This is a genomic window from Enterococcus sp. DIV0756 (assembly GCF_051710745.1).
Taxonomy (GTDB): Bacteria; Bacillota; Bacilli; order Lactobacillales; family Enterococcaceae; genus Enterococcus_A.
The window spans coordinates 1,505,753-1,520,731 of sequence record NZ_JBIOLF010000001.1; the positions used below are offsets into that span (position 1 = coordinate 1,505,753).

Here is a 14,979-nt window from a genome sequence, read left to right on the forward strand (position 1 = left end):
AAGGAGAATCCAGATGACTGAAGTTAATAAAACACCAAAAGAAATCGTTAGTGAATTAGATCAATACATCATTGGCCAAGATGAAGCAAAACGCTCTGTAGCGATTGCTTTACGGAATCGTTATCGCCGAATGCAACTAGAAGAAACGATGCAGCAGGAAGTAACCCCTAAAAATATTTTAATGATCGGACCAACAGGTGTTGGTAAAACGGAAATCGCTCGTCGTTTAGCGCGAATCGTCAAAGCACCTTTCGTTAAAGTCGAAGCGACGAAATTCACTGAAGTCGGCTATGTCGGTCGTGATGTGGAATCAATGGTTCGTGACCTAGTTGAAAATGCGATCACGATCGTTGAAAAGGAACAATACTCAAAAGTGTATACTCAGGCACTAAAACGTGCGAACAAACGCTTAGTGAAGATTTTAGTTCCTGGGATTAAGAAAGAGCAAAAACAAAGCAATAACCCGTATGAACAAATGATGAATATCTTCAACCAAGCACAAACTGAACCAAAAGAAGAAGTGACTGAGGACATCAAGGTAAATCGCCAAACTGTTCTTGAGCAGTTGGAAAAAGGACTATTAGACCAACGAGAAGTAAGTATCGAAATAACCGAGCCGAAAAAAACAATGCCGATGAATAATGGGCTAGAGCAAATGGGGATCGACCTTTCAGACACATTAGGCGCGTTAACTCCTGAGAAAAAAGTTCAACGCACTGTGACTGTTAAGGAAGCACAGGAGCTGTTGGTGAAAGAAGAACAGGCAAAACTGGTCAATGAAGGGGATATTTATACTGCGGCGATCAAATTGGCAGAAAGTTCTGGGATCATCTTCATTGATGAAATTGATAAAATCACCTCTAAATCGCAACAAAATTCTGGTGAAGTCTCTCGTGAAGGCGTTCAACGGGATATTTTACCAATCGTTGAAGGATCACAGGTTAATACAAAATATGGTGCGATTCAAACAGACCATATCCTATTTATCGCCAGCGGGGCCTTCAGCTTATCGAAACCGAGTGACTTGATTCCAGAATTGCAAGGACGATTCCCAATTCGTGTCGAATTAAGTGATCTATCTGCAGAGGATTTTGTGAGAATTTTGACTGAACCAAACAATGCACTGATTAAGCAATACATTGCTTTAGTGGGTACCGAAAATGTCAGAATTATTTTCACACAAGAAGCCATCGAGCGAATCGCTCAAATTGCCTTTGATGTGAATCGGGAAACAGACAATATCGGGGCGCGTCGTTTACACACGATCTTGGAGAAATTATTGGAAGATCTTTTATTTGAGGCACCAGATATGCAAATGGGAGAGATCAAGATCACGGAAGCGTACGTGGATGAAAAATTAGCATCAATTGCACAAAATAAAGATTTAAGCCGATTTATTCTTTAAAATGGAGGGGAAAAAGTGGAAACATTATTAGAGAAAACACGTCAGATTAATAAGTTAATGCAGCAAAAAAATGCCTTCGAACCGGCTGCGGAGTTACCTTACAACAATATGGCGCGGATTTTAGGGGACGTCTTAGGCTCATTGACGTATATCATTGGAGCCGAAGGTGAATTGTTGGGATTAAATGAAAAGATTGATATCAATACTGATCGTGTCCGTTCATTTCTGGTTGACCGTCAATTTCCAGATAGCTATGTTTCGGGTATGAAAGAAGTTTTTAAAACGGAGGCGAACATTCCGGTTGCCAGCGATTTAACAGCATTTCCCACGGAGCGTGCGGAGCTTTATCCCAACGGGTTGACCACGGTCGTTCCAATTTTTGGCTCAGGTGAGCGTCTAGGAACGATTATAGTGGCTCGGACAGAAGGGGCTTTTGATGACGATGACCTGGTATTAGCTGAATATGGCGCTACAGTTATTGGAATGGAAGTTCTCTATCAGCAATTCTTGAATGTTGAGGAAAAAATCCGCAGTCAAACGGCGGTTCAAATGGCTATCAGTACGCTTTCCTACAGCGAATTAAAGGCAGTTAAGGCAATCTTCGACGCTTTGGAAGGTGATGAAGGACGTTTAACCGCTTCAAATATCGCTGATAAAATTGGCATCACTCGTTCAGTGATTGTCAATGCGTTGCGGAAGCTGGAATCTGCTGGGATCATTGAATCTCGTTCATTAGGGATGAAGGGTACGTATTTGAAAGTCCTGAATCCGCTGTTCAAGGATGAATTAGTTCGTCATAAATAGAGGCTCCTCTATTTCTACGCAGATCCCTTTTTTATAAGAGGAATCTGCGTTAGACTGTTAGAGGAGAGATTATTTGGAATCAAGACTTTTCTACAAGAATAATTTGCGTTAGCAGGGAAAAGGAGTGGGGAGTTATGTCAGTAACAATTAGCAACGGCTTTTTGGAAGCAACGATCAATGAAAAAGGGGCGGAGCTTGCTAGCTTGCGCGCCAATGAAATTGAATATATTTGGCAGGCAGATCCAAAGTATTGGAACCGTCATGCACCGTTCTTATTTCCGTTTGTCGGTCGTTTAAAAGATAATCAGTACACCTATAAGGGAAAAACCTATCCGATGGGGCAACATGGTTTTGCCCGCGATAAGGATTTTACTGTGATTGATCAAGCTGAGGATAAAGTCTCTTTCTTACTGGAAAGTGATGAAGAAACGAAAAAGATTTATCCATTTGATTTTGCTTTAACGATTAGCTATGAAATTTGGGGTGAAGGAATTCGCATTCGTTTTAACGTTGAAAATACGGGTGCTGAAGAAATGATTTTTGCTTTAGGAGGTCATCCTGCTTTTAATATTCCTTTAACAGATGATTTGAGTTTTGAAGATTACTTCATTGCCTTTTCTCCACAAAAATCTCGGGTCAAAATTCCATTAGAAGGACCGTTTGCGAATTTGGATCAAAAAACTATCGGACAAACCAATACGAATATTCAATTAAGCCGTGAATTGTTCAAAGAAGATGCATTGATCTATGAGACACGAGGGCTGAATGCGTATACGTTGGGCAGTGAGGAATCACCCCACGGAGTAACCTTGGCATATAACAATATTCCTTATGTGGGTTTATGGTCCCCTTATCCTGCTGAGGCGCCGTTTGTTTGCATCGAACCTTGGTGGGGCTTTGCGGACACCGTTGACAGTACTGGGCGTCTAGAGGACAAGGAAGGGATGAATCGCTTAGCTGCGAAAGAAACCTTTAAAACAGAATTTTCTATTACCGTAAGTTAATTTAGTTTGGTTTCAATAAAAAAATAGTCGAGGAATTCTATGCTATCACTCTTGATAGTCGTAGAATTCCTCGACTTTTATTTTGTAAATAAGTATATTGGACTGCACTCGCTTAGTCGAAGGGGACCTGCCAGTCTTTTGTATTATGGGCGTTGAAGCACAGCTCGATTTGTGCTTTGGTATTCTTTTCCTCAGCAACAGGTGGCAGTTGATCAAGTGAAAACCAGTCCGTCTGGAGGGTTTCGATATTTTCGATAAAGTCTCCTCCAATAAGTTGGCACTCAACAAATACCTTGCAAACACTATACGCATAGCGAGGAGGATTATGTTTGTTTCGATCTTGGATGGCGATTACTTTTAAAGGTTCAACAGTTAAGCCTGTTTCTTCAAGGGTTTCCTTGATCGTGTTTTCCTTGATTGATTGGTCAAAATCGACCCAACCACCAGGTAACGACCAAAGTCGGTTCTTTTCTTGAACTAATAAAATTTTCTTTTCTTTAAAAATCGCGGCCCGAGTATCTAATTTAGGAGTTGGATAACCAACTTCTTCGGAAAATAGTTTTCGTAATTTTGGAATGGGGATCGGGGATTGGACTGCCAGCATTTCTGTTGCGATCGTGCGAATCCGTTCAAATCGTTCTTGATCAAAGGGGTCCTTTGTATAGGTTAGTCCCGCCTGAGCAAGCGCCTGCAATTCAATGGCCCAATCTAAAAGTTGCTCCTCCATTTATTTCTCCTTTTTATTCAAACCAAAGGATACACGATTTTCGTTTCCAGCTTTAATCCGTTGAATATTTTCTCTGTGACGATAAACAATATAGCAGGTCAAGACAAAACAAATCACTGTCAATAAAGGGCTGAATTCAGGTAAGATCGTCGGCCAAACAAAAGGCAACACGATCGATGAGAGGGTGACGAAAACGGCAGAGGCGATACTTGCTGCACTGACCATGCTCGTAACAAAAAGGACGATTAAAAAGAAAATCAATGAATAGAAAAAGAATAATGGCGCAAACGCCAGCAGCATGCCAGCACTCGTAGCTACCGCCTTTCCGCCTTTAAATCCAGCGAAGACAGGTAAGGTATGTCCAACGACAGCGACTAAGCCTAACCATAATGGATTGATATCCACGTGAAACAAAGTGGGAAGGAGGGTTGCTAGCGACCCTTTTAATAAGTCCATCGCAAAAACGACAAAGCCAGCTGGTTTTCCTAACACTCGGAATGTATTCGTAGTCCCAGAACTATGGCTGCCAAACTCGCGGATGTCTTTTTTGAAGAAAAATTTTCCAATCCAGATACCGGATGGAATGGAGCCTAAAAGATAAGCTAGGACAAAAATTATGGCGGTTTTCATATGAATCCTCATTTCTCTAGTTGTAAGGCTATTTTAGCAGATTTCAAAAGAGTGAACAAATCCTAATCCCGTGATATACTCAATATTGTGAGTAATCAAAAATTAGATTGAGCGAGGGAAAGCAAATGAGTTTTCAAAATCCTAGTCAAGAAAAGATTTTTCAGTATTTAGACGAAGCGAAGGTTATCGCGGTCGTTGGTTTGAGCGACAATCCTGGTAAAACAAGTTATCAAATTGCCGAAGTGTTGAAGGGACACGGGTACAAGTTATACGGAGTTAATCCAAAGTTAGCTGGTCAAACAGTCAATGAAATTCCTGTGGTTTCCAGTTTAACGGAGGTACCGGAAACGATTGATATCGTGGATGTCTTTCGCCGGAGTGAATTTTTACCCGCAGTTGCCGAAGATTTTTTGAAAACCGATGCGAAAGTTTTCTGGGCTCAGCTTGGTTTAAGCAGCGAAGAAGCGGCGGAAATGCTGCAGGCTCAAGGTCGTAATGATATTGTTATGGATCGTTGTGTGAAGATCGAATTGAACAAAAAATCCTAATTTTTGGCTTGATTTTCTTAAAAAAAAAGCATAAAATGCCTTTTCAGAAACAGGAGAGGCTTTTTTTTTGAGCTTTTTTAGCGTATCATACAAATGATGTACTTGAGATAGTGATATCAATCCAGCTTTTACTGAATCATCTTGAAGTTGGCTAGGGGATTGTACGAATGAAATTATCTTTCGACAGAAAATAATTTCGTCAATCGATGTAAGAATGTCCGTTCAACTTTTCGCAGGATCCATAATTAGAAAAGTATCAAGTAGTCGCGGTTAGCGTTGTGCCTATGTCCGTTAGCTGAATGATAGAGGGCATTTGAATCAAATACTTTTTTGAAAACTAATACATTAAAACGAATAAGGAGCTGTAGGATTGGCTAATATGAACAACGAATACAATGATGCTTCGATCCAGGTACTAGAGGGTCTAGAAGCGGTTAGAAAACGACCAGGAATGTATATTGGCTCAACGGATAGTCGTGGATTGCATCACTTGGTGTATGAAATCGTCGATAATGCAGTTGATGAAGCCTTGTCTGGTTACGGAAATGAGATTGAAGTGACCCTTCATCCTGATAATAGTGTTGAAGTAAGCGATAAAGGACGCGGGATGCCTGTTGGGATGCACGCTTCAGGAATTCCGACAGTGGAAGTTATTTTCACCATTCTTCATGCTGGAGGAAAATTTGGTCAAGGCGGCTATAAAACTTCTGGAGGACTACACGGGGTAGGTGCCAGTGTCGTAAATGCTCTTTCTGAATGGCTAACTGTGACTATCGTTCGTGATGGTGTAGAATATCGCGAAGAATTCAAAGATGGGGGCAAGCCTCAAGGAACGTTGAAGAAAATTGGCAAGACGCGCAAACCGAACGGAACGACGGTTCATTTTTTACCTGACGCACAAATTTTTTCAACGCTGCATTTCTCTTATGACACCTTATCTGAACGGTTAAGAGAGTCGGCTTTCTTACTGCGGGGCGTTAAAATCACTTTGACAGACCTACGCGGTGAAGAGAAAGTCACAGAGGGCTTCCATTTTGAAGAAGGAATCAAAGAGTTTGTCGAATATTTAAATGAAGATAAAGATACATTGACTCCGGTCGTGTATTTTTCAGGCGAGCGTGACGGAATTGAGGTCGAGTTTTCTTACCAATACAATGACGGCTACTCTGAGAATTTGCTTTCTTTTGTGAACAATGTTCGAACCAAAGATGGCGGAACCCACGAGTCAGGCATGAAGACCTCTATGACGAAGGCTTTCAATGAATATGCTCGAAAATCTGGTTTGCTGAAGGAAAAGGATAAGAACTTAGAAGGTTCTGATTTCCGTGAAGGGTTATCTGCAGTATTGTCTGTTCGAATCCCTGAAAACTTGCTGCAATTTGAAGGACAAACGAAAGAAAAACTAGGAACGCCCGCTGCACGTGGCGCAGTTGACAGTGTCATTGGCGAGCAAATGGGCTTCTATTTGCAGGAAAATAGTGAAAACAGTCAAATGCTGGTACGAAAAGCGATCAAAGCTCGTGAAGCTCGTGAGGCTGCCCGAAAAGCTCGTGAAGAGAGCCGAAACGGCAAGAAACGTAAAAAAGGCGAATCATTACTTTCAGGAAAACTGACGCCTGCACAATCACGTAACGCAGCGAAAAATGAACTGTTTTTAGTCGAAGGAGATTCTGCCGGTGGGTCAGCAAAACAAGGCCGAGATCGGAAATTCCAAGCGATTTTACCTTTACGAGGTAAAGTCATCAATACTGAAAAGGCGAAGATGCAGGACATTTTGAAAAATGAAGAGATCAATACCATGATCTATACGATCGGTGCCGGCGTGGGGCCTGAATTCTCCATCGAAGATTGCAACTACGATAAGGTGATTATCATGACCGATGCGGACACGGATGGGGCCCATATTCAAGTCCTACTGTTGACGTTCTTCTATCGTTATATGAAACCACTGATTGAAGCCGGAAAAGTTTACATTGCTTTGCCGCCATTGTATAAAGTGTCAAAAGGTGCCGGACGTAAACAAGTAATCGAGTACGCTTGGACCGATGATGAGCTGCAGGATGTGACGAAAAAGGTCGGTAAAGGCTACATGTTGCAACGCTACAAAGGTCTGGGAGAAATGAACGCAGAACAGCTGTGGGAAACAACGATGGACCCAGAATATCGGACACTGGTTCGCGTGCGTATTGATGATGCGGCTCAGGCAGAACGGCGCGTGACGACTCTGATGGGAGATAAAGTAGAGCCAAGACGTAAATGGATTGAAAATCATGTCCAATTTACATTAGAAGAAGATGGCAGCTTGTTGGATAACAAGGAGGAAACAACTGCTGTATCCGTGGCTGAACAAAAAGAAATAGAAGAAGCAACTGATGACGTCAAAATAATCAGTTTGTTTGATGAGTAGGAGGTGGTCAAACGATGGATGCGAAACATTCAATTCAAGAATTAACACTGGAAGAAGTAATGGGTGACCGTTTTGGCCGCTATTCAAAATATATTATTCAAGAGCGAGCTTTGCCGGATATTCGAGATGGTCTGAAGCCAGTGCAACGCCGAATTTTATATGCCATGAACAAGGATGGCAATACGTACGATAAAGGCTTCCGAAAATCTGCGAAATCAGTCGGAAACATCATGGGGAATTACCATCCTCATGGTGATAGTTCGATTTATGAAGCAATGGTGCGGATGAGTCAAGATTGGAAGCTGCGCCAGGTACTGATCGAGATGCACGGAAACAATGGTTCGATGGATGGTGATCCACCGGCTGCGATGCGTTATACCGAAGCACGTTTGTCTCAATTGAGTGGTGAGATGTTAAAAGACATCGAAAAAGACACAGTGGATTTGGTCTGGAACTTTGATGATACTGAAAAAGAACCAACTGTTCTACCAGCGGCTTATCCAAACTTGCTAGTGAATGGTTCAACTGGTATTTCCGCCGGATATGCGACGGAGATTCCGACTCATAATCTAACTGAAGTGATTGATGGCACGATTTATCTGATTGATCATCCAAATGCTTCATTGGAAAAAATTATGGAGTATATTCCCGGTCCAGATTTCCCAACAGGTGGAATTCTACAAGGAAAAGCTGAAATCAAAAAGGCTTATGAGACTGGTAAAGGCAAAGTCATTCTGCGCTCGAAGACCTCCATTGAACCGCTAAAAGGCGGCAAGCAGCAAATCGTCATTCATGAGATTCCTTATGAAGTGAACAAAGCTGTTTTAGTGAAGAAAATGGATGAGATCCGTTTGAGCAAGAAGATTGACGGGATTGCTGAAGTTCGTGACGAATCAGATCGGACGGGATTGCAGGTAGTTGTGGAATTGAAGAAGGATGCAAATGCTGAAGGAATCTTAAATTACTTATTTAAGAACACAGATCTGCAGATCAATTACAACTTTAACATGGTTGCAATTGATAATATGACTCCGCAACAGGTTGGCTTGAAGCATATTCTAGAGAGCTACATCGTTCACCGTAAAGATGTGATCACTAAACGGAGTCAGTATGAGCTGACTAAGGCACAAAAAAGACAGCATATTGTTGAAGGTTTGATCAAGGCGTTATCAATCCTTGATGAAGTCATCGCAACGATTCGCGGCAGTAAAGATAAAAAAGACGCAAAAACGAATTTAGTAGATCGTTTTGATTTTAGCGAAGAACAAGCTGAAGCAATTGTAACGTTGCAATTGTACCGCTTGACCAATACCGATATTACGCAATTGGAAAGTGAAGCTGAAGAATTAGCTGCTGAAATCAATGAACTGCATCTGATTCTAAACAGCGAAAAAGAATTGCACAAAGTCATGAAGCAAGAGCTGCGCCAAATCAAAAAAAATTATGGCAACGATCGTATGACGCAAATTGAGGATGAAATCAGCGAGATCAAGATCGAAACAGAAGTATTGATTGCACAAGAAGATGTCATCGTGACGTTAACAAAAGAAGGCTATTTGAAACGCAGCAGCTTGCGTTCATACAACGCTTCACGTCCAGATGAGCATGGAATGAAGGATGGCGATTCGATTATTTTCATCGATAAGCTGAACACCTTGGATCATCTGTTGATTTTAACCAATCACGGAAATATGATTTATCGTCCTGTTCATGAGATTACTGAATTGAAGTGGAAAGATGTTGGCGAGCACATTTCCCAAACGATCACGAATCTTTCGATGAGTGAAGAAATCATTGCAGCGTTCCCGTACAAAGAGATCGATGCGAATAAGCTCTTTATCTTCATGAGTCGCGAGGGAATGATCAAACAAACGCGAATGACCGAGTTTTCACCTTGGCGGACCTATCGCAGTCGTCCGACTACCGCGATGAAAATGAAAAGTGATACGGATCAAATTGTTTCAGTTTTCTTAACTAGTGATGTTCGGAATATCGATGTGTTTATTGCTTCAAATCGTGCCTTTGGGTTACGTTATCCATTAGATGAGGTACCTGTAGTAGGCTCAAAAGCAGCTGGAGTGAAGGCGATCAACCTAAAAGACGGCGATTTTGTAGTAGCTGGTGCATTAGTACCATCAGAGGGAGACTCACCTGTATTATTATTGAGTCAACGTGGGGCAGCTAAACGTATGCTGGCACAAGAATTGCCACAGCTAGGTCGGGCAAAACGCGGCTTGTTGATTTTCCGAGAATTGAAGAAAAATCCGCATCGTTTAGCTTATATGACAGCTGAAACAGAAGGAAAACTTGTTTTGACGACAACCAAGGGAATCGAAAAGGAAATTGAGATTTCTGACGTAGCAATCAGCGATCGGATTTCTAATGGTACCTTTGCGATTGATGAGAAAAAAGAGGGCGAACTTTATTCTGTTATGCAACCACAGGAACTGATTGAAGAATAGTCTCTGTATTATATAAAAATATTACAGCTGGGCATCTGTTTTAGTACAGATGCCCGTTTTTTTGTTCACAAAATCATGTAAATAAGACGATAATGATAAATTATTTCAAATGAATTAATATTGCTAAAGCCTTTGTTTTCAATTGTTTGCTAACGATTACAAAATATTTTTAACTTCTAATTAATCTTTCACAAGGAAAGGCTTGCATAAAAGAATTTATGTGTTATACTTTGTTCGTAAAGCTGTAGCAATAAAGTTTTTATATTCTAAGGAGGTCCTTTTGAAATGGGAACTGCAACAAATGAACTAGATCAAATGAAAAACACTGAAAAAGCTGCTTGGGAAGGGTTTAACGGGCGTTTATGGAGAAGCGAAATCAATGTTCGTGATTTCATTCAAACAAACTATACCCCTTATGAAGGCGCTGCCGAATTTTTGGCTGAGCCAACTGAAGCAACTAACAAATTATGGGGCAAATTACAAGAACTTCAAAAACAAGAACGTGAAAACGGCGGCGTATTAGACATGGAGGCAGATGTTGTATCTGCAGCGAATGCGTATGGCGCTGGCTATATTGATGAAAGCTTGAAAGACGAAGAAGCAATTGTTGGTATTCAAACAGACAAACCTTTAAAACGTGCATTCATGCCTTATGGCGGTATCCGTATGGCTGAAGAATCACTTGAAAGATACGGCTACACGCCAAATCCTAAATACACTGAAATCTTTAACGATTACCATAAAACACATAACCAAGCGGTATTCGATGTTTACACACCAGAAATCCGTGCGGCACGTCGCGCTAAGATCATCACTGGACTTCCTGATACTTACGGCCGTGGACGTATCGTTGGTGACTATCGTCGTATAGCTCTATACGGGATCGATTACTTAATGCAAGAAAAATTAAAAGACCACGCAAATTGCGGACATGGTCAGTTCACTGAAGAAGATCTTCGTCTTCGTGAAGAAATCAGCGACCAATATAAAGCATTGAAACGCATTAAAGAAATGGCTGCTTCTTATGGCTTTGACATTTCTCGTCCTGCTGAAAACGCAAAAGAAGCGGTTCAATGGACGTACTTCGGTTACTTAGCAGCAATCAAAGAACAGAATGGTGCGGCTATGTCTATCGGACGTGTTTCAACATTCTTAGATATCTACATCCAACGTGATATCGAAAAAGGACTTCTTACAGAAGAAAAAGCGCAAGAATTGATTGACCACTTAGTAATGAAATTACGTATGGTGAAATTCGCACGTATTCCTTCATACAACGAATTGTTCTCAGGTGACCCAGTATGGGCAACTTTATCAATTGCTGGTATGGGTATGGATGGACGTACTTTAGTAACTAAGAACGACTTCCGTTTCTTACACACATTGGAAAACATGGGACCATCACCAGAACCAAACTTAACTGTTTTATATTCTTCTCGTTTACCAGAAGGATTTAAAGACTATGCAGCGAAAATTTCAATCGATACTTCATCAATCCAATACGAAAATGACGATGTTATGCGTCCGGTATGGTTAGATGACTATGCAATCTGCTGCTGTGTTTCTGCAACACAAACAGGGAAAGAAATGCAATTCTTCGGCGCGCGTGCCAACTTAGCGAAAGCTTTGTTATACGCGATCAACGGTGGGGTTGATGAAAAATCTAAAGCACAAGTTGGACCTGACTTCCGCCCAATCGAATCAAATGATGCCTTAGACTTTGATGAAGTAATGGCTAAATACGACGAAGTGTTGGAATGGCTTGCTGGAATGTATGTCAACACCTTGAATGCCATCCACTACATGCACGACAAATATTACTATGAAGCTGCTGAATTAGCTTTGATGGATACAAACTTGAAGCGTACATTTGCAACTGGTATCGCTGGATTCTCACATGTTGTGGATTCATTAGCAGCTATCAAATACGCAAAAGTATTCCCAATTCGTGACGAAGACGGTATTGTTACTGACTTCAAGATCGATGGCGAATTCCCTAAATATGGTAATGACGACGCTCGTGCGGATGATTTAGCTGTTTGGGTATTGAAAACATTTATGGAAAAATTAGAACATTACCATACTTACCGCAACTCAGAACCAACAACGTCAATCCTTACAATCACTTCAAACGTTGTTTACGGTAAAGCAACTGGAACAATGCCTGATGGACGTAAAGCAGGCGAACCATTGGCTCCAGGTGCAAACCCATCATACGGTGCGGAACAAAATGGTTTATTGGCTTCACTTAACTCATTGACAAAATTACCTTACGAATATGCTTTGGATGGTATTTCAAATACACAAAGTATCAATCCAGATGCATTAGGTCATGATGAAGATGAACGTGTTGAAAACTTAACAAACGTTCTTGATGGTTACTTTGATCAAGGCGCTCATCACTTAAACGTGAATGTGTTCGGCAAGGAAAAATTAATTGATGCAATGGAACATCCAGAAAAAGAAGAATACGCAAACTTCACCATTCGTGTTTCTGGTTATGCCGTTAAATTCATCGATTTAACTCGCGAACAACAAGAAGATGTAATCAGTCGTACATTCCACGCAAAAATGTAATTGCTGATTTCAACAATTGAATGTATAGTTAGGGCGGATGGACGGAAAGTCTATTCGCCTTAGTTTTACGAGTTACTCTTCACGTTTTTAATGTGTTAGAGGAATCGTATACGCTCGAAAATAAATTTCGAAAATAAATTCATTTTTTGTGGTTTTGAAAAAATGATTCCATTACTTAGAGATAGTTACCAGTCCTACTCTTTGCTTTAGCAAAGTTAGTAGGATGGTATGCGTGAAGAGGATTGAAGTTATTTTCGCTTTTTTCGAAAAATACCTCCATTTAAAACGAATTAGCGACGAGTTACTCTTCGCATTTTCAATGCGTTAGAGGATTGTATACGCGATAAGGATCAAACTCAATAAAACGAATTAGCTAGAATTTCTATTGCTTTTTACAAACGAAAGAAATTATAGAACAGTGAAAATCAACACTTTAAAAAATTACATATATTAGAGGGGGACTGTTTATGTCTACTGTGGCTGAACAACCTATTGTTGGAAATGTTCATTCAATTGAAAGCTTTGGTTCTGTTGACGGACCTGGTGTGCGTTTTATCGTCTTTATGCAAGGTTGTCGGATGCGTTGCCAATTTTGTCACAACCCGGATACTTGGAAAATTAATGATCCAAAGGCTAAAAAAAGAACAGCAGACGATCTATTAAAAGAAGCCTTGAATTACCGCAGTTACTGGGGAAAAAAAGGTGGTATTACTGTTAGTGGCGGTGAACCGCTGCTGCAAATTGATTTCTTGATTGATCTGTTTAAGAAAGCCAAAGCAATGGGAATCAACACGACGTTAGACAGCTGCGGCAAGCCCTTTACTTTCGAAGAACCGTTCTTCTCTAAATTTGAAGAATTAATGCAGTATACGGATTTGATTTTGTTTGATATCAAGCAAATTGACAATCAAAAACATAAAGAATTGACCGGACAAGGAAACGAAAATATTTTAGAAATGGCGAAATACCTTTCAGACATTAATAAACCTGTTTGGATTCGTCACGTGTTAGTTCCGTTTAGAAGCGACTATGATGAATTTCTTATTCGTTTAGATACATTTATCAAAAGCTTGAACAACGTTGATAAAGTGGAAATTTTGCCTTATCACACGATGGGCAAGTATAAGTGGGAAGAAATGGGGATGAAATATCCTTTAGAAGGAATTGAACCACCTACAGATGATCGTGTGGAAAATGCGAAGAAGCTGCTTCATACAGAAGATTATAAGGGCTATTTAAAACGTAAAAACTAAAATAACGGAAAGATCAGATAAAGAAGTTTGTCTGATCTTTTTTTTGCAATAAATATGAGAAAAAATAAGTAGCAGGTTGTTGCTCTTTTGCTTTTTTTTGATATGATAAAGAAGAACTTATTTAAAGGAGCGATTCAACTATGGGAAAAGTTTTAATTTTTGGACATCAAAATCCAGATACAGATGCGATCGGAGCTGCGATTGCCTATGCGAACTTGCAAAAAGAACTAGGTGTGGACGCAGAAGCTGTAGCACTTGGAACGCCGAATGAAGAAACGCAGTTTGCATTAGACCACTTTGGGTTGACGGCTCCACGTGTGGTGGAAAAAATCGCCGCTGAAACAAATGATGTCATGTTAGTCGATCACAATGAATTTCAACAAAGCGTTAGTGATATCGAAGACTTAAATATTTTAGCTGTGGTGGATCACCACCGGATCGCAAACTTCCAAACGGCTAATCCACTTTATTATCGTGCAGAGCCAGTTGGTTGTACATCAACGATCGTGTTAAAACTTTACAAAGAAAACAACATTGCTGTACCAGCAAAAATTGCAGGGATGATGCTTTCAGCAATCGTTTCTGATACTTTATTGTTTAAATCACCAACTTGCACACAAGAAGATATTGATGCAGCAAACGAATTAGCTGAAGTTGCTGGTGTTGAATTAAACAGCTACGGGTTGGATTTATTAAAAGCCGGAACAAACCTAAGCACGAAATCAGAAGCAGAATTATTAGATTTGGATGCGAAGTCTTTCCCGATGGCTGACAAAACAGTCCGGATTGCCCAAGTAAACACGGTAGATCTTGAGGAAGTATTTGCGCGTCAAGATGCCTTACGTGATGCGATGTTAGAGGAAAATGTGAAAAACGGCTACGATTTATTCCTATTATTGGTTACGAATGTACTAGATTCTGATTCAGAGTTATTAGTAGCGGGTGAACCAAGAGAAATGGTTACAGAAGCCTTCAAAGTAACACTTGAAAACGACCGTGCCTTCTTACCGGGAGTGGTTTCTCGTAAGAAACAAATCGTTCCTCAACTAACAGAAGCGTTTGAAAAATAATTTAGTTTTATAAAAAGTGGACTTTCAAAGGTCCACTTTTTTGTGGAAATTTTTAAATAGGATTATAATGCGAATGGATCAAGAAATCGTTA

Annotated in this window: 11 protein-coding genes; 9 read left to right on the forward strand and 2 right to left on the reverse strand. The window is 40.5% G+C overall.

The genetic code is table 11. The annotated features are described in order from the left end of the window. Nucleotides 1–13 precede the first annotated feature (13 nt). The 3 genes from hslU to IGI44_RS07330 all read left to right on the forward strand — a co-directional run bounded on the left by hslU (nt 14) and on the right by IGI44_RS07330 (nt 3,213). Nucleotides 14–1,405 carry an ATP-dependent protease ATPase subunit HslU gene (gene hslU, locus IGI44_RS07320; RefSeq protein ID WP_438787124.1) on the forward strand — a complete coding sequence of 464 codons (1,392 nt, stop codon included), beginning with the start codon at nt 14–16 and terminating at the stop codon, nt 1,403–1,405. Nucleotides 1,406–1,420: 15 nt separating this feature from the next. Beyond that, on the forward strand, nt 1,421–2,209 hold the full coding sequence (codY, locus tag IGI44_RS07325; RefSeq protein ID WP_438787125.1) for a GTP-sensing pleiotropic transcriptional regulator CodY: 789 nt from the start codon (nt 1,421–1,423) through the stop codon (nt 2,207–2,209). A 134-nt stretch (nt 2,210–2,343) separates the two neighbouring features. After that, nucleotides 2,344–3,213 (forward strand): aldose 1-epimerase family protein, encoded by an 870-nt coding sequence (locus IGI44_RS07330; RefSeq protein ID WP_438787126.1) that lies wholly within the window; start codon nt 2,344–2,346, stop codon nt 3,211–3,213. Between the two features lie 112 nt (nt 3,214–3,325). Here IGI44_RS07330 and IGI44_RS07335 read toward each other — a convergent pair whose 3' ends face one another. Then, entirely contained in the window at nt 3,326–3,940 is a 615-nt protein-coding gene (locus tag IGI44_RS07335; protein WP_438787127.1) for an NUDIX hydrolase N-terminal domain-containing protein, read from the reverse strand. Then, a complete protein-coding gene (gene plsY / locus IGI44_RS07340; protein ID WP_438787128.1) occupies nt 3,941–4,570 on the reverse strand; it encodes a glycerol-3-phosphate 1-O-acyltransferase PlsY in 630 nt (209 codons plus the stop codon). It abuts the gene before it with no gap. 125 nt (nt 4,571–4,695) lie between these two features. Here plsY and IGI44_RS07345 point away from each other — a divergent pair, with 125 nt between their 5' ends. From IGI44_RS07345 to IGI44_RS07370, 6 genes are all read left to right on the forward strand, one after another. Next, entirely contained in the window at nt 4,696–5,118 is a 423-nt protein-coding gene (locus tag IGI44_RS07345; protein ID WP_438787129.1) for a CoA-binding protein, read from the forward strand. Nucleotides 5,119–5,497: 379 nt separating this feature from the next. Continuing rightward, complete coding sequence (gene parE, locus IGI44_RS07350) at nt 5,498–7,525, forward strand: DNA topoisomerase IV subunit B (RefSeq protein WP_438788932.1); 2,028 nt, start codon at nt 5,498–5,500, stop codon at nt 7,523–7,525. A 14-nt stretch (nt 7,526–7,539) separates the two neighbouring features. Further along, entirely contained in the window at nt 7,540–9,987 is a 2,448-nt protein-coding gene (parC, locus tag IGI44_RS07355; protein WP_438787130.1) for a DNA topoisomerase IV subunit A, read from the forward strand. A 285-nt stretch (nt 9,988–10,272) separates the two neighbouring features. Then, nucleotides 10,273–12,564 carry a formate C-acetyltransferase gene (pflB, locus tag IGI44_RS07360; protein ID WP_438787131.1) on the forward strand — a complete coding sequence of 764 codons (2,292 nt, stop codon included), beginning with the start codon at nt 10,273–10,275 and terminating at the stop codon, nt 12,562–12,564. Between the two features lie 467 nt (nt 12,565–13,031). Then, nucleotides 13,032–13,817 carry a pyruvate formate-lyase-activating protein gene (pflA, locus tag IGI44_RS07365; RefSeq protein WP_438787132.1) on the forward strand — a complete coding sequence of 262 codons (786 nt, stop codon included), beginning with the start codon at nt 13,032–13,034 and terminating at the stop codon, nt 13,815–13,817. A 140-nt stretch (nt 13,818–13,957) separates the two neighbouring features. Beyond that, nucleotides 13,958–14,887 (forward strand): manganese-dependent inorganic pyrophosphatase, encoded by a 930-nt coding sequence (locus IGI44_RS07370; protein ID WP_438787133.1) that lies wholly within the window; start codon nt 13,958–13,960, stop codon nt 14,885–14,887. The last annotated feature ends 92 nt before the right edge of the window (nt 14,888–14,979 follow it).

Excerpts from the sequence above, each read along its gene's own strand:
- hslU (WP_438787124.1), top strand. The coding sequence starts at position 14 with ATGACTGAAGTTAATAAAACACCAAAAGAAATCGTTAGTGAATTAGAT.
- IGI44_RS07330 (WP_438787126.1), top strand. The coding sequence starts at position 2,344 with ATGTCAGTAACAATTAGCAACGGCTTTTTGGAAGCAACGATCAATGAA.
- IGI44_RS07335 (WP_438787127.1), bottom strand. The coding sequence starts at position 3,940 with ATGGAGGAGCAACTTTTAGATTGGGCCATTGAATTGCAGGCGCTTGCT.
- plsY (WP_438787128.1), bottom strand. The coding sequence starts at position 4,570 with ATGAAAACCGCCATAATTTTTGTCCTAGCTTATCTTTTAGGCTCCATT.
- IGI44_RS07345 (WP_438787129.1), top strand. The coding sequence starts at position 4,696 with ATGAGTTTTCAAAATCCTAGTCAAGAAAAGATTTTTCAGTATTTAGAC.
- parE (WP_438788932.1), top strand. The coding sequence starts at position 5,498 with ATGAACAACGAATACAATGATGCTTCGATCCAGGTACTAGAGGGTCTA.
- parC (WP_438787130.1), top strand. The coding sequence starts at position 7,540 with ATGGATGCGAAACATTCAATTCAAGAATTAACACTGGAAGAAGTAATG.
- pflB (WP_438787131.1), top strand. The coding sequence starts at position 10,273 with ATGGGAACTGCAACAAATGAACTAGATCAAATGAAAAACACTGAAAAA.
- pflA (WP_438787132.1), top strand. The coding sequence starts at position 13,032 with ATGTCTACTGTGGCTGAACAACCTATTGTTGGAAATGTTCATTCAATT.
- IGI44_RS07370 (WP_438787133.1), top strand. The coding sequence starts at position 13,958 with ATGGGAAAAGTTTTAATTTTTGGACATCAAAATCCAGATACAGATGCG.